Origin of the sequence: Nonomuraea sp. NPDC047529, from assembly GCF_040642995.1 — a bacterium.
GTDB lineage: Bacteria > Actinomycetota > Actinomycetes > Streptosporangiales > Streptosporangiaceae > Nonomuraea.
Genome location: NZ_JBEYTJ010000003.1, coordinates 148631 through 166433, shown reverse-complemented (window position 1 = coordinate 166433; position 17803 = coordinate 148631). Strand labels below are relative to the sequence as shown.

Below are 17803 nucleotides of genomic sequence, written 5' to 3'. Positions count from 1 at the left end.
GGTTCTGGGGAAGATTTGCCGCGATGCCGACCAATCTTTTACGAAATCCCCCCAACCGGAGGAGCGTGCCATGCCGAAGAAGGTCACCGCCGTCCTCTCCGTCGCCCTGCTGGCCTCGGCCTCCCTCGCGGCGTGCGGCGACGGCGGCGAGCAGCGGTCCGGCCCGAACCAGATCACCGTCTGGACCGAGGAGAACCTCGGCGACCGGATGGCCGTGCAGAACCAGATCGTCGCCGAGTTCACCAGGAAGACCGGGATCAAGGTCAAGCTGGTCGGCGTCGGGGAGGACCAGTTCAGCCAGACCGTGACGGCCGCCGCCGCCGCGGACGACCTCCCGGACGTGATCGGCGCGCTGCCCCTCGCCTCCGTCCGCGAACTGGAGGCCAACGACCTGCTGGACACCGAGACGCCGGGGCGGATCGTCGATCGGCTCGGCAAGGACTCCTTCTCGCCGCGCGCGCTCGAACTGGACTCCTCCGGCGGCAGGCTGCTGGCCGTGCCCAGCGACGGGTGGGCGCAGCTCCTGCTCTACCGCAAGGACCTGTTCGGCAAGGCCGGGCTGGCGCCGCCGGACACGTACGAGGCGCTGGAGGCGGCGGCGGCGAAGCTGAACGCGGGTGGGGTGGCGGGCATCACGCTGGCGATCGCGCCCAAGGACTCCTTCACCGCGCAGAGCTTCGAGCACGTGGCGCTGGCGAACGGCTGCCAGCTAGTCGAAAATTCCGGAAATGTCGCGCTAGACAGCCCACAGTGTGTGAAAGCCTTCGAGTTCTACGCGAAACTGGCGAAAAACTACTCAGTCAAGGGCAAACAGGACGTCGACTCCACCAGGGCCACGTACTTCTCCGGGAAGGCGGCCATGATGATCTGGTCGTCGTTCATCCTCGACGAGCTGGCGGGGCTGCGTAAGGACGCGCTGCCGAGCTGCGCCGAGTGCCGCGGCGACCCCGAGTGGCTGGCGAAGAACACCGGCGTGGTCACGGCGCTGAAGGGCCCCGACGGAAGCACCCCCGCCCAGTACGGCGAGATCGTCTCGTGGGCGGTCGTCCGCGGCGCCGCCACCGACCCGGCCGCCAAGTTCGTCGCCTACATGATGGACGAGGGGTACGAGCGCTGGATCGGGATGGCCCCCGAGGGCAAGTTCCCCACCCGCGAGGGCTTCGCGGACAAGTGGAACAAGCTGCCCGCGGGCGTGGACTCCAAGAAGCCGCTGTCGGAGGTCTACCCGGCCGACGTGCTCGACGCGCTGCGCAGGAGCCCGGACACCTTCGCCCGCTGGGGCATCCCGCAGGGCCAGGGCAAGCTCGTCGGCGCCACGATGGGCGAACTGCCGGTGCCCAAGGCACTGAGCCAGGTGGCCGACGGCTCGCTGACCCCGCAGGCCGCCGCCGCCCAGGCCAGGAAGGACGTGGAGACCATCAAGCGCGGGATCCGGCAATGAGCGCACCCCGGACCCTGCGGCAGCGGGAAGGGCGGGCCGGCCTGGCGTTGATCTCCCCCACCCTGGTCATCACGCTGGTCGTGGTGGTGCTGCCGCTGCTGTGGGCGATCATGCTGGCCTTCCAGGACGTCCGGCTGATCAACATCCGCCGGGCCGGCGTCTTCGGGCACTACACGCTGCAGAACTTCACGTACGTGATCTCCGAGCCGGGTTTCTGGACGTCGCTGGTCAACACCCTGGTCTACACGGTGGCCGGCACGGCGCTGTCGATCGCGGCCGGCCTGGTGACCGCGCTCGCCCTGCGCGACAGGTTCCGGGGCCGCACCCTGGTCAGGGCCTCGATCCTGATCCCGTACGTGGCGCCGGTCGTGGCCGTGGCCTTCCTGTGGGAGACCATGCTGAACCCCCAGTACGGCATCGTGAACACCTGGCTGAAGGAGCCGATCGCCTTCCTCACCCAGGCCCAGGGCGACTTCCTGGGCCTGAAGGTGCCGGTCGCGCTGCTCACGGTGATCGCGTTCGAGGCGTGGCGGTACTTCCCGTTCGCGTTCCTGTTCATCCTGGCCCGGTTGCAGGCGCTGCCCGCCGACCTGGAGGAGGCCGCGGTCGTGGACGGCGCCACCCCCACCCAGCGCTTCCGGTACGTGATCATGCCGCAGCTCTGGCGCATCGTGGCGCTCCTGGCGGTGCTGCGGTTCGTGTTCACCTTCACCAAGTTCGACGACGTCTACCTGCTGACCGGCGGCGGCGCCGGGACCGAGGTGGTCAGCGTGCGCGTCTACAACTTCCTGACCGCCCGCGACGACATCGGCGCCTCGGCCGCGCAGGCGATCGTGCTGGCCGTCTTCCTCGTCGTCTTCCTGACCGTCTACCTGCGCTTCTTCTCGGGAGGCGATCGTGAGCAGGGATAGGTTCGAGCGTGGGCTGTTCGCGGTGCTCAAGCCCGTGGTGATCGTGTTCCTCCTCGCGGTCACCGCGCTGCCGTTCCTCTACATGGTGACGTTGTCCGTGCGCGACATCCAGGAGCTCATCCTGGAGCCGGGGTCGGTGTGGCCGCGGCGTCTCACCCTGGACACGTACGTGAACGTGCTCACCACGCAGGGGTTCCTCACCTTCATCAGGAACAGCGCGGTCGTCGCGGCCGGCTCGGTGGCCGCGACGCTGCTGATCTCGATCCCGGGCGCCTACGCCGTCGCGCGGCTGCGCTTCTTCGGCCGGCGGCAGGTGCACTTCCTGTTCCTGGCGGTCTACCTGTTCCCGGCGATCGTCCTGGCCATCCCCTTGTTCGTGCTGTTCACCATGCTGGGGCTCAGAGGATCTCTCGCCGGACTGATCCTGGTTTATATCGCGCAGACCGTGCCCGTCACGGTATACATGCTGCGCAACTACTTCGAGACCGTGCCACGGAGCGTGGAGGAGGCGGCCGCGATCGACGGCTGCTCGCGGCTGTCGACCATCTGGCGGGTGGTGCTGCCCCTGTCCAAGCCCGCGCTCATGGCGACCGGACTCTACGCGTTCATGATCGCGTGGAACGAGTTCCTGTTCGCCCTGCTGTTCCTCGTGGAGCGGCGGGAGAGCTGGACGGTCTCCCTGGGGCTCTCGCAGCTGGCGGGGAGCATAGAGATCCCCACGACGGTGCTGATGGCAGGATCCGTGGTGCTGACGCTGCCCATCGTGATCGTGTTCTTCGCCAGTGAACGCCTGCTGACGGAGGGCCTCACGGCCGGCGCGGAGAAGGGATAGACATGCTGACGGCAGGGCAGGTCCTCCAGCTCGTCCGCGATGGCTCCTGCCGTACCCGCAAAGAGCTGATCGAGTTCACCGGCCTGTCCCGGTCGACCATCACCGACCGGGTCGACCGGCTCATCGCCGCCGGCTACCTGCACGAGTCCGGCGTCGGCGCCTCGGGCGGTGGCCGGCCGCCCTCCGTGCTCGACGTCGACGCCGCCCGGCGGCTGGTGCTCGTGGCCGACCTGGGCGCCACCCACGCCAGGGTGGCCCTCACCGACCTCGCCGCCCGGCCGTTGGCCGAGGAACGCGCCGAGATGCGCATCGACCGCGGGCCCGAGGCCGTGCTGACGTGGGTGCGCGAGGCGTTCCAGCGCATGCTCGACCGGGCCGGACGGCCGGCGAGCGAGGTGTGCGGCATCGGGCTCGACCTGCCCGGCTCGGTCGACCACACCAGCGGGCGGATGATCAGGTCGTTCCTGATGCCGGGCTGGGACGACCATCCGATCAGGGAGACGATCGGACGCACGTACGACGTGCCCATCCTGGTGGAGAACGACGCCAACGCGATGGCGCTCGGCGAGTGGTGGTCGTCCTGGCGGGAGACGGACTCGCTGATCCTGGTCAAGGTGTCCACCGGCATCGGCACCGGCATCGTCCTCGACGGGCAGATCTACCGGGGCGTCGAGGAGGCCGCCGGGAACATCGGGCACGTCCGCATCCGGGAGACCGACGACCGGGTGTGCACCTGCGGCTCCCGCGGCTGCGTGGCCTCCCTGGCCAGCGGGCACGCCCTCGCGGCCGACCTCGGCCAGGAGACCAGCCGCGACGTCGTGCGCCTGGTGCAGGCCGGCGACCCGGCGGCCATCGCGCGCACCCAGGAGGCGGGCCGCACGCTGGGCGTGGTGCTGGCCACCGCGGTCAGCCTGCTCAACCCCGGCGTGCTGGTGCTGGCCGGGGACATGGCGCAGACGCGGGAGCACTACCTGACCGGGATCAGGGAGGTCGTCTACCGGCGAAGCCTGCCGTACACGACGCGCAACCTGGAGATCGTCCCCAGCAGGCTCGGCGACCGGGCCGGGATAACCGGCATGGCGGTGATCGTCATGGAGCACGTGCTCTCGCCCGCGGCCGTGGACGGCGCGCTGGCCGCCGCCGTCGGGTGATCAGGCCAGGGCGGCGGGCAGGATGGTGGCGGCCTCGGTGAGCGAGGGGCCGTACCAGGTCAGCAGGCGGCCGCTGACCAGCGCGCAGGGCAGGCCGGGGAACGCCTCGGGGCCGTCGTCCGCGCTGAAGGCGTAGGGCTCGTCGGGCAGTACGACCAGGTCGGGGCGGTTGCCGGTCAGCTCGGGCAGCGGGATCTTGGGGTAGCGGTCGGCGTGGCCGGCGTACAGGTTGTCCACGCCGAGGTGCCGCAGCACGTCCCCGGTGAAGGTGTCGCGGCCCACGACCATCCAGGGGCGGCGCCAGATCGGGACGATCGCGGTGCGGCGCGGGCCGGGCGCGGGGGCGCCCCACGCCTCGCGGGCGGTATCCAGCCAGGCCGGGCGGTCCGTACGGCAGGCGTGCGCGAACATGCGCTCCAGCGAGGCGAACGCCTGCTCCAGCGTCTCGATCCTGGTCACCCAGACCGCGACGCCCGCCTCGCGCAGGGCCTCGACGTCGGGCGCGCGGTTCTCCTCGACGTTGGCCAGGACGACGTCCGGTCGCAGGCGGAGCACGGCGTCGAGATCGGGGTTCTTGGTGCCCCTGACCCTGGCGACGTCCAGGCCGGCCGGGTGCGTGCACCAGTCCGTCGCCCCGACCAGCGCCTCCGGGACGGTCGCCGCCACGGACTCGGTCAGCGACGGCACCAGCGACACGATCCGCCGGACGTCGCGGGGTACCTTCACAGGCACCCCTGTGTCATCGTGGACCACGGCACCACCTTAGGTTGCGTTTTCCTGAAATATGCGTAGCACCACTCTTATGTCGGTATAGATCCGTAGAATCCCGGTAAAGATCGTTAAAACTCTGTGATCGGGGGCTCGACGGTTGGAGCACGAGGCATCGGATTTCGATCCGAACACGCCGAACGTGGCACGGCTCTACGACTACTACCTCGGCGGCAAGGATCACTTCCCGGTCGATCGGGAGGCGGCCGAGCGGATCCTCACGGTGGCGCCCGAGGTACGGGCGGCGGCGAGGGCCAACCGCGCCTTCCTCGGCCGCGCCGTACGCCACCTCGCCGAGGCCGGGATCAGGCAGTTCCTCGACATCGGCACGGGGCTGCCGACCCAGGGGAACGTGCACGAGGTGGCCGCCAAGATCGCGCCGGGCTCCCGCGTCGTCTACGTCGACCGTGACCCCGTGGTGCTGGTGCACGCCAGGGCGCTGCTCACCGGCCACGGCGACGACACCACGGTGGTCGAGGGCGACCTGCGCAATCCGGGCGACATCCTGCGCGACCCCGAGGTGCTGCGGGCCATCGACTTCAGCCGGCCGGTCGCCGTGCTGCTGGTGGCGATCATGCACTTCATCGAGGAGTCCGACGATCCCGAGGGGATCCTGAAGACGTTGCGTGAGGTCATGGCCCCGGGTAGTTACCTGGTCATGTCCCACGGCACCAGCGACGCCCGTCCCGACGCGGTCAGCACGGGCACCGAGGTCTACCGCAACGCCACCGCGCGGCTGGCGCTGCGCAGCCGGGCCCGGATCAGGGAGCTGTTCGAGGGTTTCGAGCTGCTGGAGCCCGGCCTGGTGTGGCTGCCCGAGTGGCATCCCGACCAGACGGACACGATCGACTTCATGGACCGTCCGGAGTCGTCGCTCATCGTGTGCGGCGTCGCCAGGAAGGTCTAGGACGCGCCCATGGACCTCGGCCTCGCCGTCCCGCAGTACGGCAGGTTCGCCGCGCTGCCCGCCGTGACCCAGGTGGCCCGCGAGGCAGAGGCCATGGGGTTCGCCGCCCTGTGGGCGGGCGACCGGCTGCTGACGCCGCTGCGCCCCAAGGACCGCTACCCCGGCGGCGACGGCAGCGTGCCCGAGGCCCATCGGGTGTTCCTCGACCCGTTCGCGGTGCTGGCCGTGGCCGCGTCCGTGACGTCGTCCGTGCGGCTGGGTACCAGCGCGCTCAACGCCTGCTGGTATCCCCCGCCGGTGCTGGCCCGCTCGCTCACCACGATCGACCACCTGAGCGGCGGACGCCTGGCCGCGGGCCTCGGCCTGGGCTGGTCCTCCGACGAGTACGCCGCCGTGGGCGTGCCCTGGAAAGGCCGGGCCGAACGCTACGAGGCCACCCTCGACGCCCTGGAGGCGATCTGGGGCGAGGACCCCGTGACGTTCGAGCACGAGCTGTGGACGATCGCGCCCAGCCACATCGACCCCAAGCCGGCCCGCCGCCCGCCGCTGCTGCTGGCCGGGTTCGCCCCGGAGGCGCTGGCCAGGATCGGGCGCAGGGGCGACGGCTGGCTGACGGCCGCGCTGCCGATCCCCGCGCTCCTCGCGATGTGGAAGACGGTCAGGAAGAGCGCCGAGCAGGCCGGACGCGACCCGGACGCCCTGCGCATGATCCTGCGCTCCAACCCGGTCGTCACCGCCGACGGCAGCCCGCCGAGGAGCGGCACGGTCGCCGAGATCGCGGCGTACCTGTCGCAGGCGGCGGAGGCCGGGGTCCACGAGGTCATCCTGGACCTCCAGCACACCGCCGCCGACGTCGACCACCTGCTGGAGCTGGCCGCCGAGTTCGGCGAGCGCCTTCGCGCCGCCTGAACCCGGGGCCACAGCCGGCTGCCCGAGCGTCGGCTACTTGAGGGCGGAGAGCGCGCCCTCGTAGTCGGGCTCCTGGGTGATCTCGGGCACCAGCTCGGAGTAGACCACGTTGTCGTCGGCGTCGAGCACGACGACCGCGCGCGCGGCCAGGCCGGCCAGCGGGCCGGACTCCTGGGCCACGCCGTAGTCGGTGAGGAACTCACGCCCGCGCATGAGCGACAGCATGGTCACCTTGTCGAGGCCCTCGGCGCCGCAGAACCGGTTCTGGGCGAAGGGCAGGTCGGCCGAGACGCAGAGCACGACCGCGTCGGGGTGCTCGGACGCGACCTGGTTGAAGCGGCGCACCGAGGCCGCGCAGACGCCGGTGTCGACGCTCGGGAAGATGTTGAGCACCTTGGTCTTGCCGGCGAAGTCGGCCAGCGTGCGGTCGGACAGGTCGGTGCCGACCAGCGTGAAGGCGGGCGCGGCGTCGCCGGGCTTCGGGAAGGCGCCGCCCACGGTGATCGGGTTGCCCTTGAAAGTGACGTCGGACATGAAAGCCTCCTGATAGCGATGTTCCCCGACCGCGATCCTAGCGGCGCGATCTCCCCCGCCAGGCAGCCCGGCCCGGCGCCACGCACCGCTCGACGTCACGCCGGTACCGGGCCCGCGCATCACCGGTACCGGCCGCGGGTGATCGCTAGACGTTGCGCCGGTACTGGCCGCCCGCCTCGAACAGGGCGTCGGTGATCTGGCCGAGCGAGCAGACCCGGGCCGCGTCCATCAGCACCGCGAACGCGTTGCCGTCGGACATCGCGACCTCGCGCAGCCGCGACAGCTCCGCGGGCGCCTGTGCCCGGTTGCGCTCGTGGAAGTCGCGCAGGCGGTCGAGCTGCGAGCGCTTCTCCTCCTCGGTGCCCCTGGCCAGCTCCAGCTTGTGCGGGTCGGACTGCTCGGCGCCGGGGTTGCGGAAGGTGTTGACGCCGATGATCGGCAGGGAGCCGTCGTGCTTGCGCATCTCGTACAGCATCGACTCGTCCTGGATCTTGCCGCGCTGGTAACCGGTCTCCATCGCGCCGAGCACGCCGCCGCGGTCCGACAGCCGCTCGAACTCGGCCAGCACCGCCTCCTCGACCAGGTCGGTCAGCTCGTCGATGATGAACGAGCCCTGCAACGGGTTCTCGTTCCTGGCCAGGCCCCACTCGCGGTTGATGATGAGCTGGATCGCCATCGCGCGGCGCACCGAGTCGGCCGACGGGGTGGTGACGGCCTCGTCGAAGGCGTTGGTGTGCAGGCTGTTGCAGTTGTCGTAGATGGCGATCAGGGCCTGGAGGGTCGTGCGGATGTCGTTGAAGGACATCTCCTGCGCGTGCAGCGACCGGCCCGAGGTCTGGATGTGGTACTTGAGCTTCTGCGAGCGCTCGCCCGCGCCGTAACGCTCGCGCATGGCGACCGCCCATATCCGGCGCGCCACCCGTCCGAGCACGCTGTACTCGGGGTCCATGCCGTTGGAGAAGAAGAACGACAGGTTCGGCGCGAAGTCGTCGACCCGCATCCCCCTGGCCAGGTACGCCTCCACGTACGTGAACCCGTTGGCCAGCGTGAACGCGAGCTGGCTGATCGGGTTGGCCCCCGCCTCGGCGATGTGGTAGCCGGAGATCGAGACCGAGTAGAAGTTCCTGACCGCGTTCTGGATGAACCATTCCTGGATGTCGGCCATCATCCGCAACGAGAACTCGGTGGAGAAGATGCAGGTGTTCTGCCCCTGGTCCTCCTTCAGGATGTCGGCCTGGACCGTGCCCCTGACCGTGGCCAGCGTACGGGCGCGCAGGTCGCGGGCCTCCTGCTCGTCGGGCTCGCGGCCCTGCTCGGCGCGGAAGCGGTCGAGGGCCTGGTCGATCGCGGCGTTGAGGAAGAAGGCCAGGATGGTGGGCGCCGGGCCGTTGATCGTCATGGACACCGACGTGTTGGGCGCCGCCAGGTCGAACCCGTCGTAGAGCACCTTCATGTCGTCGAGCGTGGCGATGGACACCCCCGAGGTGCCGACCTTTCCGTAGATGTCGGGACGCAGGTCGGGGTCGTGGCCGTACAGGGTGACCGAGTCGAAGGCCGTGGACAGCCGGGTCGCGGGCTGGCCCTCCGACAGCAGCTTGAAGCGCCGGTTGGTGCGGAACGGGTCGCCCTCCCCGGCGAACATCCTGGTCGGGTCCTCGTCGTCGCGCTTGAACGGGAACACCCCGGCGGTGAACGGGAACGACCCCGGCAGGTTCTCCGAGCGCAGGAACCTCAGCAGGTCACCGTGGTCGCTGAAGCGCGGCAGGGCCACCCGCGGGATGCGATTGCCGGAGAGCGTCTCGCGCCAGAGCGGGGTGTGGATCTCCCGGTCGCGGATCTTCACGACCAGCTCGTCGCTGCTGTACGCCTCCTTGACCGCGGGCCAGCCGTCGAGCAGGCGGCGGCTCTCCTCGCTCAGCTCCCCCTCGGCCTGCTCGGCGAGCCCGGCCAGCCGGGCGTCCTCGCCGCCCAGGAGCTCCTGTACGGCGGCGAGCTGCTGACGGCGGCGCGCGACCTCCGCCTGGGCCAGCGTCTCGGCGTGGTAGGTCCGGACGGACTCGGCGATGTCGGCCAGGTAGCGGGCCCTGGCGGGCGGGACGATCGCCGCGGCCGCCTTGGAGGTGCGCTCGGTCACGACGGGCAGCAGCCCCGGCCCGACGTCCTCCAGCAGCAGGCCCTTGAGGTGCTGGTAGAGGGCGGTGACGCCGGCGTCGTTGTAGCGGGCGGCGATCGTGCCGAAGACCGGCATGTCCTCGGGCGACTGACCGAACGCCTCCCGGTTGCGCACGAGCTGGCGGCGTACGTCGCGCAGGGCGTCCTCGGCGCCGCGGCGCTCGTACTTGTTGATGACGACGGCCTCGGCGAAGTCGAGCATGTCGATCTTCTCCAGCTGGGAGGCGGCGCCGAACTCGGGGGTCATGACGTAGATGGGCACGTCCACGTGCGGGACGATGCCGGCGTCGCCCTGGCCGATGCCCGGGGTCTCCACGATCACCAGGTCGTAGCCGGCCGCGCGGCAGGCGGTGACCACGTCGTCGAGGCAGGCCGGGACCTCGTTGGCGGCCCCGCGGGTGGCCAGCGAGCGGAAGTACGTCTGGGGGCCCAGGCTGTTCATCCTGATGCGGTCGCCGAGCAGCGCGCCGCCGCCGCGCCGGCGGGTCGGGTCGATGGCGAGGATGGCGATGCGCAGCTTGTCGTCGTTGTCCACCCTGAAGCGGCGGACCAGCTCGTCGGTGAGCGACGACTTGCCCGAACCGCCCGTGCCGGTGATGCCGAGCACGCGCGCCGGGCGCTCCTGGACGGCCACCGCGGCCTTCAGCCCCTCGACCAGCTCGGCCGAGGCGCGTCCGGACTCCATGAAGGTGATCGCGCGGGCCAGCGCCGCCTGGTCGCCCGAGAGCACGGCCTCCAGGGGCGGCGGGTCGCCGAGCTCGTGGTCGCACTCCTCGATCAGCTTGTTGATCATGCCGGGCAGGCCGTACCGCTGGCCGTCCTCCGGCGAGAAGATGCGCGTGACGCCCCGCTCGTGCAGCAGCTCGATCTCCTCGGGGACGATCACGCCGCCACCGCCGCCGTACACCTTCACGTGGCCCGCGCCGCGCTCGCGCAGCAGCTCGACCAGGTAGGTGAAGAACTCCACGTGGCCGCCCTGGTAGGAGCTGATGGCCACGCCCTGGACGTCCTCCTGGAGGGCGGCCGTGACGATCTCGTCCACGGACCGGTTGTGGCCGAGGTGGATCACCTCTGCCCCCTGCGTCTGGAGGATGCGCCGCATGATGTTGATCGCCGCGTCATGGCCGTCGAACAGCGCCGCGGCGGTCACGAAACGGACAGGGTACGCCGGAACGTGCACGCCTGATCACTCCTTTGTGAGGGGACCCCTCCTGCGAAAGATACTAGGACGTCCAACTATTTCGATAGTAGGACGTCCTCGTAGCTCCTTCCGGTCTGGGTAAGGACTGCCCCAGGGGGTGACGCCGATGCGCGCGTTGACGTTCGAGCCGGGCCGGCCGGGGATGCTTGAGGTGGAAGAGGTGCCCGATCCGGAACCGGGCCCCGGGGAGCTGCTCGTCCAGGGGCTGGCCCTGGGGGTCTGCGGGACCGACCGGGAACTGGCGGACGGCGAGTACGGCTGGGCGCCGCCCGGCCGGAGCCGCATGATCATCGGCCATGAGTCGCTCGGCCGGGTGCTCCAGGTCCCCGACGGGTCCGCCTTCTCCCCCGGCGACCTGGTCGTGGGCGTGGTACGCCGTCCCGACCCCGAACCGTGCGGCGCCTGCGCGCGCGGCGAGTTCGACATGTGCCGCAACGGCCGCTACACCGAACGCGGCATCAAGGAGATCGACGGCTACGCCGCCGAGCGGTGGACCGTCGAGGCCGGGTACGCCGTGCGCCTCGACCCCTCGCTGGAGAGCGTGGGCATGCTCGTCGAGCCGACGTCCGTGGTGGCCAAGGCGTGGGAGCACATCGAGCGGATCGGCTCGCGCGCCTGGTTCGAGCCGCGCACGGTGCTGGTGACCGGCGCGGGGCCGATCGGGCTGCTGGCGGCGCTGCTGGGACGGCAGCGGGGGCTGGAGGTGCACGTCCTGGACCGGACGGCGGGCGGGGCCAAGCCCGCGCTAGTGGCCGACCTGGGGGCGACGTACCACGTGGGCAGCAGCCTGGACGCCTTCGCCAACGCCAAACCGGACATCATCATCGAGGGGACCGGGGTGGGGCAGCTCGTCATGGAGTCCATGACCTGCACGTCCGCGGCCGGGATCGTCTGCCTGGCCGGGCTGGCGGCGGGCGGCCGCACCCACCGGCTGGACGTGAGCGAGATCAACCGGGACATCGTCCTGGAGAACGACGCGATCTTCGGCACGGTCAACGCCAACCTCCGCCACTTCCGGGACGCCGCGACCGCCCTGGCCCAGGCGGACCGGACCTGGCTCGAACGCCTGATCACCCGCCGCGTCCCCCTCAGCCAGGCCAAGGACGCCTTCGTCCACCACCCGGGCGACGTCAAGGTGATCCTCGACCTCACCACCTGACCCACTTCGAGGGCGGCCCCGATGGTTGCGCCCCTGGGAGGGGCCCGTCCCCGGGGAGGTCAGTTCTTGGGGGTGTAGGGCTTGCGGCGGGTGGTGGGGGTGCGGCCGGCCGCCGGGCGTCCCGCGCCCGCCGCGACCCGCTGCCGGGGCGGGGTGGTGCCCACGCGGATGCGGGAGGCGTCCTGCGGCGCCTGATCGGGCGCGAGGACGGTCACGCGAGGCGCCCAGTCCTCGCCATCCCCGATGCGCGCGGCACGTGGGCCATCAACGGTACGGCGGTCGTCCAGGCCGGGGCGGCCGGCGCTGCGGTCTTCTGGCGCGTTCCAGGGGCGGGGCCAGCCGAAGCGGCGGTGGGTGCCGCGGCGGCGGCCCGTCACGCGTAAGGAGAGCACGACGGTCACCAGCACCATCGCGACCAGCAGCGCGGGCGGCGTCCCCAGGACGTCCAGAGGCGAGGACCGCCCCACCTCCGTGCGCGGCGCGGGCACGAACGGACGCTCGGTCGACCGGATCTCGGCCGCCTGGTCGGCACCGGCCTTGACCAGCCGGGGAAGCCCGTAGCCGACGACCTTGTCGGTGTCCCTGACCTTGCGCTTGAGCCAGACACGGTCGACGTTGGCCTCGATGGTGTGGATCTTCTTGCCCTCGACCCGTTCCACGATCCCGACGTGGTCGACGCCCTTGTAGCTCTTGCCGCCGCTCCAGTCGTAGAAGACCAGAGCGCCGGGCTCGGGCCGCTGCGCCCAGGCCTTCTGCTTGATGAACCAGGCCGCGTGGGACGGCGTCCAGGCGAACTGCCCGACGTACGGACTGAGGCCGGTTCTGTCGGCTGCCCAGGCGATGAACATGTCACACCAGGGGGCGTTGCGGTATTGGGTGTCCTGGACGCGATCCGCGTACCACTGGCCGAACTTGGTGCTCTGGCCGCTCTTCTCCTTGTAGCCGACTTCCTGCCGTACCTGCTTCAGCAGCGCGTCCGCGATCGGGTCCAGGGTGACTCCTCCCCGAAAAACCGACAAATCACGATGGACTGTAGTAGCGCCATCGCGAATTTGCTCGAATCATTCAGAAAGTGTCTATTAATGGGCCCAAATTTCGGCATTGGGACGCATGTGACTGCTGTGACGAGCGGTATCGCCCGTCAGGCCCCCGCGCCCACTCGGTAGACGCTCACCTCACCCGCGCCCGGCGCCACCACGTCGGCCACGATCACGGTGACGTTGTCGGGCGAGCCGCCCTCGTTCGCCAGGTCGATGAGCCGCTGGACGGCGGCCGCCGGGTCTGCCACCGTGGTCAGCACCTCGTGCAGGACCTCGGGCCCGAGCACGGTCGTGAGCCCGTCGGAGCAGAGGAGGTAGCGATCATCAGGCTCGGCCTCGCGCAGCGCCATGTCCGGCTCGGCCCTGCCCTCGCTGCCCAGGACGCGCAGCACCATGGACCGCCGGGGATGTACGGCGGCCTGATCCTCCGTTATCCGCCCTTCGTCCACCATCGACTGCACAAGTGTGTGATCCTTGGTCATCTGATAGAGCGCGCCATCACGAAGCAGGTATCCGCGGGAGTCACCGAGATGAGCAAGGGCGAACCGGTAGCCGTCCCACAGCAGGGCGGTGACCGTGGTTCCCATCCCCCGGCGGGCCGGGTCGATGTCGGCCAGCTCGACCAGCCTGCGGGCCGCCTCGTGCACGGCGCCCTCCAAGGCCGCCTCCAGGTCGGAGCCGGTCTCGGGAAGCGTGGCATCCAGCTCGCGCATGACGGCGATCGCCGCCGAGCTCGCCAGCTCGCCGGCCGCGTGCCCGCCCATGCCGTCGGCAACCACGAGCAACCGGCCACTCGCATAGCCGGAGTCCTCGTTCTGCTCCCTGCGGCGGCCCACGTCTGATCCGGCGGCATAGCGGATGTTGTGCTTCATACCCAGCAGTAAATCATTGGTTGAAAGACTTCACAAGCAGATGCGCTGAAGACTCTTGTGAACTACTGTGGGTTTCATGAGCCACGACCCGACCGTGAACGCCGGGGACATCGCCCGGCTCGCCGGTGTCGGGCGTGCCGCGGTGAGCAACTGGCGCCGCCGCCACGACGACTTCCCCCAACCGATCGGCGGAACCGCGAACCAGCCGCTGTTCTCGCTGCGGCAGGTCGAGTCCTGGCTGCGCCGCTATGGGAAGTCCTACCAGGTCTCGCTGGCAGATCGGGTGTGGCAACGCCTGAAAGCCGCCGGCGATCTGCGGCTGGGCCATCTGGTCGCCCAGGCTGGAACGTTGCTGACCAGCGGAGAGAGCGAGCTGGAGCCCGAGCTGGCCGGGCTCGTGACGGAGCTGGCCGAGCGGCACGACCCGCTGACGGCCTACGAGTTCCTCTGCGAGCGTTACCTGGAGGCCCACTCCCGCCAGCTCTCGGTCACCCGCGACGACGTGGCCGAGCTGATGCTGCGGCTCGTCCGGGCCGACGGCGCCACCGTCCTCGATCCCGCCTGCGGGGTCGGCACCCTGCTCCTGCCGCCGTCCGCCGTGCCGGAACGCGCCGAAGCCGTTCCCGGCGACCCCGCGCCCGCCGACGGCGACCCGCCCGCGGGCCGGGGCGGCCCCGCCCGCGTCCTCGGGCAGGAGCTCAGCGAGACCTCGGCCGCCATCACCGCGGCCCGCCTGCGGCTGCGCGGCATCCAGGCCGACATCGTGGCCGGCGACTCCATGCGGCTGGACGGCTTCCCCGAGGTCAAGGCCGACGCCGTGGTGTGCGATCCGCCGTTCAACGAGCGGGCCTGGGGTTACGAGGAGCTGACCGGCGACCCGCGCTGGGAGCACGGCCTGCCGCCGCGCGGCGAGCCCGAGCTGGCCTGGGTCCAGCACTGCCTCACCCACGTCAGGCCCGGCGGCCTGGTCGCGGTGCTCATGCCGCCGGCCGCCGCGAGCCGCAAGGCGGGCCGCCGGATCAGGGCCAACCTGCTGCGCGCCGGAGCGTTGCGCGCGGTGGTGGCGCTGCCGGGCTCCGACCTGTGGCTGCTGCGCCGGCCGAGAGCGGGCGAGCGGCCGCCGTCGGAGGTGCTCATCCTCGACGCGACGGCCGACCTGTCGCCGGTCGAGCCCGCCTGGCTGGCCTACCTCGACGACCGCTCCGACCAGACCGTGCGGATCATCGACCTGCTGGCCGACGAGGTCGACATGACCCCGGCCCGCCACCAGCGCCGCGACGACGTGGGCCGGGCCTTCGCGCAGGCGCGCGACCGCTTCCTCGCCGCCGCCGCCGTCCCGCCCGACCTGAAGGTGCTCGACCAGCCGCTCGACCAGCCGTCCACGACGCTGGGCGACCTGATCAAGGAGGGGCTGGTGAGCATGTCGCAGGCGCCGCCCAAGATGGCCGCCGACGGCGGCGACGTGGCCGTGCTCACGGCCGACGACGTGCTGACCGGCGGCGCGCCCTCCGGCCTGACCGGCATGCAGCCGGGCCTGATCGTGATCCGTCCCGGCGACGTGGTGGCCTCCTACTCGGGGGTGCGGGTGATCGCCGACGGCGGCGCGGTGCTCGGCCCCCACCTGACCCTCTACCGGGTCGACGCCCGCAGGCTCGATCCCGACTTCCTGGCCGGGTTCCTGCGGGCCGCGGGCGGCCGGGTGACCACCGGCTCCAGCAGGTTCGACGTGCGCCGCACCCGCGTGCCCAGGCTGTCGCTGAAGGAGCAGAAGGCGTACGGGGAGGCGTTCAGGCAACTGGCCGTGCTGGAGGACGCGCTGCGCGAGACCTCGACGCTGGGCCGTACCCTGATCAGGCTCGGCCTCGACGGGCTGGCCGACGGCCATCTGCACCCGCAGTCCTGACGGTGTAGTTTTTCCCGAAAGGCTGCGTGGAGGGGCGAATGGTCATCGGCGACCGCTATGAGCTCGACGACCTCCCCCTCGGGCAGGGCGGGATGGGCGCGGTCTACGCGGGCCACGACCGCCACCTCGATCGCAGGGTCGCGGTGAAGCTGCTCAGGCTGCCGAGCGGCCCCGACCACGAGCTGGAACGCCGGTTCATCCGCGAGGCGCGCATCCTGGCCAGGCTGGAGCATCCGGGCGCGCCCGTACTGTACGACTTCGGCACCCACGAGCAGCGGCTCTACCAGGTCATGCAGTTCATCGAGGGCGTCACGGTGGCCGACGTGGTCAGCGAGCACGGCCCGCTGCCGGTGCCGTGGGCGGCGGCCATCGCGGCCCAGGCGTGCGCGGTGCTGTCGGCGGCCCACGCCCTGGCGATCTGCCACCGCGACCTCAAGCCGACCAACCTCATGCTCTGCCCCGACGGCAGCGTCAAGGTGCTCGACTTCGGGCTCGCGCTGCTGCGGGACGCCGACGTCACCACGTTCACCCGGATCGGCCAGATCCTCGGCACGCCGGCGTACATGGCTCCCGAGCAGATCCAGCACGGCGTGGCCGAGCCGCGCAGCGACCTGTACTCGCTCGGCTGCGTCCTGCACGAGATGCTGACCGGGCGGCAGCTGTTCACCGGGCCGACCGACTACGTGGTGTTCGAGCAGCAGGTCAAGGAGCGTCCGCCGGCCATCCCCGGCCTTCCCGACAAGCTGGGCGCGCTCCTGGCCGAGCTGCTGGAGAAGCAGCCGGAGAACCGTCCCGCCGACGCCGACGAGCTGTACGAGCGGCTGGCCCCCTTCGCCGTCGGGCTGCCGATGCTGCCCGGCTTCCTGACCGAGGCGCCGAGCCCCGGCCGCATGTACGCCCGCATGGTGGGCCGCGTGCTCAGCCCCCGGTCGTAGGGCCCCGGAATCCGGCGAAGGCGGCGATCAGGGCGTCCCCCAGGCGGTCGCGCCAGCAGTAGCGGTCGTGACCGCCCGCGAACTCCCGGTAGTCCGCCGCCGCGCCGAGGACGGCTCGCAGCCGTTCGGTCGGGCCGTGCATGGCGTCGTCCTCCAGGCTGCCGAGCTGGAGGTGCACGCGTGGCACCGGGCCCCTGGCCAGCTCGCCCGTCAGCCATTCGGGCTCGGGGCCGTCCGGCCACCAGAACGAGCCCGACTGCGACACCGCCGCGGCGAACCTGCCGGGATGCCGGTGGGCGGCGTAGACGGCGGTGAGCCCGCCGAGGCTCTGACCGGCGATCACGGTGAAGCCGTCGTGGGGCAGCGCGTCCACGAAGCCGGGATCGCAGGTGAGCCGGGCCACGCGGTCGGGGCCCGACTCGACCAGCCAGGCCCGGACCGGCGGGATGCGGCCGGCCTCGATGAGGTTGTCGAGGACGACGGGCAGGTCCTCGGTCCACTCCTCGCCGTCGAGCGCGACCAGCGAGGCGACCGGCGGGAGCGCGGGCTCGTACCGGAACCCGGCGGGCTCGCGGACGAGCTCGTGACGGCGCCGGCCGGGGACCAGCCACGGTGACGACGGGGTCGTCTCGGCGATCGAGAAACCGCGCCACCGGCGGGGGTTGAGCGGGTCGGCGACCTGCGCGCCGTCCACCTGGAGGTGGTAGGAGGCGCGCCAGCCGCGCCGCACGCGGAAGGTGCGGCTCCACAGGTCCGGCCCGAGCTCCAGCAGGGCGTCGGCGCCGTCGGGACGCAGCCTGCCGGCCAGGACGCGCACCTCGCCGGCGGGGCCGTGCCACCGGAACGTGACCGCGTCGTGCTCGTCGTCGAGCCGGCTGACGACGGGCGTGACGGTCGCGCCCGGGAGCGGAACCGGCAGGGTCTCGGGCGGAAGGTCGCTCGTCAAGGCGGGCTGCTCCTCGGTCCGGTCGGAGGCGTTGCAGCACCCTACCCCACACCTCCAGGCTGCCCTGAACGCGCTCTCCTGGTAACGCCGATCGTTATGCAGACCCCGTTGACAGGGCGGCA

General features: G+C 71.2%; 15 protein-coding genes. 9 read left to right on the top strand and 6 right to left on the bottom strand.

From position 1 onward, the window contains the following. Window positions 1–70 precede the first annotated feature (70 nt). From ABZ815_RS07280 to ABZ815_RS07265, 4 genes are read left to right on the top strand one after another with little or no spacing between them, the layout of a single operon-like run. Window positions 71–1441, top strand: a complete 1371-nt coding sequence (locus tag ABZ815_RS07280) for an extracellular solute-binding protein (protein ID WP_357694971.1) — start codon at window positions 71–73, stop codon at window positions 1439–1441. Then, window positions 1438–2352: a sugar ABC transporter permease gene (locus tag ABZ815_RS07275; RefSeq protein WP_357694969.1), complete on the top strand. Its 915-nt coding sequence runs from the start codon at window positions 1438–1440 to the stop codon at window positions 2350–2352. The genes ABZ815_RS07280 and ABZ815_RS07275 overlap by 4 nt, the downstream gene beginning before the upstream one ends. Further along, entirely contained in the window at window positions 2339–3184 is an 846-nt protein-coding gene (locus tag ABZ815_RS07270; protein WP_357694967.1) for a carbohydrate ABC transporter permease, read from the top strand. Before ABZ815_RS07275 ends, ABZ815_RS07270 begins: the two co-directional genes overlap by 14 nt. Window positions 3185–3186: 2 nt before the next feature. Next, window positions 3187–4335: an ROK family transcriptional regulator gene (locus ABZ815_RS07265; RefSeq protein WP_357694965.1), complete on the top strand. Its 1149-nt coding sequence runs from the start codon at window positions 3187–3189 to the stop codon at window positions 4333–4335. On the opposite strand, the gene ABZ815_RS07260 is transcribed toward ABZ815_RS07265, so the two are convergent. Continuing rightward, window positions 4336–5061 carry a helical backbone metal receptor gene (locus tag ABZ815_RS07260; protein WP_357694963.1) on the bottom strand — a complete coding sequence of 242 codons (726 nt, stop codon included), beginning with the start codon at window positions 5059–5061 and terminating at the stop codon, window positions 4336–4338. Between the two features lie 142 nt (window positions 5062–5203). Between ABZ815_RS07260 and ABZ815_RS07255 the strand changes: the two genes are divergently transcribed. After that, a complete protein-coding gene (locus ABZ815_RS07255; protein WP_357694961.1) occupies window positions 5204–6010 on the top strand; it encodes an SAM-dependent methyltransferase in 807 nt (268 codons plus the stop codon). 9 nt (window positions 6011–6019) lie between these two features. After that, the gene (locus ABZ815_RS07250; protein ID WP_357694959.1) at window positions 6020–6919 is read left to right on the top strand and encodes a TIGR03619 family F420-dependent LLM class oxidoreductase; all 900 of its coding nucleotides are present in this window, start codon (window positions 6020–6022) and stop codon (window positions 6917–6919) included. Between the two features lie 33 nt (window positions 6920–6952). Here the strand turns inward: ABZ815_RS07250 and tpx are convergent, their stop codons facing one another. After that, window positions 6953–7453 (bottom strand): thiol peroxidase, encoded by a 501-nt coding sequence (gene tpx / locus ABZ815_RS07245; RefSeq protein WP_357694957.1) that lies wholly within the window; start codon window positions 7451–7453, stop codon window positions 6953–6955. Window positions 7454–7598: 145 nt separating this feature from the next. Then, window positions 7599–10805: a fused isobutyryl-CoA mutase/GTPase IcmF gene (icmF, locus tag ABZ815_RS07240; protein WP_357694955.1), complete on the bottom strand. Its 3207-nt coding sequence runs from the start codon at window positions 10803–10805 to the stop codon at window positions 7599–7601. Between the two features lie 127 nt (window positions 10806–10932). Between icmF and ABZ815_RS07235 the strand changes: the two genes are divergently transcribed. Then, window positions 10933–11985, top strand: a complete 1053-nt coding sequence (locus tag ABZ815_RS07235) for a glucose 1-dehydrogenase (RefSeq protein ID WP_357694953.1) — start codon at window positions 10933–10935, stop codon at window positions 11983–11985. Window positions 11986–12044: 59 nt separating this feature from the next. On the opposite strand, the gene ABZ815_RS07230 is transcribed toward ABZ815_RS07235, so the two are convergent. Together ABZ815_RS07230 and ABZ815_RS07225 are read right to left on the bottom strand one after the other, a co-directional pair. Then, the gene (locus ABZ815_RS07230) at window positions 12045–13004 is read right to left on the bottom strand and encodes a CHAP domain-containing protein (RefSeq protein WP_357694951.1); all 960 of its coding nucleotides are present in this window, start codon (window positions 13002–13004) and stop codon (window positions 12045–12047) included. Between the two features lie 122 nt (window positions 13005–13126). Further along, window positions 13127–13897: a PP2C family serine/threonine-protein phosphatase gene (locus ABZ815_RS07225; RefSeq protein WP_357694950.1), complete on the bottom strand. Its 771-nt coding sequence runs from the start codon at window positions 13895–13897 to the stop codon at window positions 13127–13129. A gap of 76 nt (window positions 13898–13973) precedes the next feature. On the opposite strand from ABZ815_RS07225, the gene ABZ815_RS07220 reads away from it, so the two are divergent. After that, window positions 13974–15800, top strand: coding sequence for an N-6 DNA methylase (locus ABZ815_RS07220; RefSeq protein ID WP_357694949.1), 1827 nt, complete (start codon window positions 13974–13976; stop codon window positions 15798–15800). Window positions 15801–15838: 38 nt separating this feature from the next. Continuing rightward, entirely contained in the window at window positions 15839–16735 is an 897-nt protein-coding gene (locus tag ABZ815_RS07215) for a serine/threonine-protein kinase (RefSeq protein ID WP_357694947.1), read from the top strand. Here ABZ815_RS07215 and ABZ815_RS07210 read toward each other — a convergent pair. Beyond that, window positions 16719–17681 (bottom strand): alpha/beta hydrolase-fold protein, encoded by a 963-nt coding sequence (locus ABZ815_RS07210; protein WP_357694945.1) that lies wholly within the window; start codon window positions 17679–17681, stop codon window positions 16719–16721. The two genes, ABZ815_RS07215 and ABZ815_RS07210, sit on opposite strands and share 17 nt — an antisense overlap. Window positions 17682–17803 lie beyond the last annotated feature (122 nt).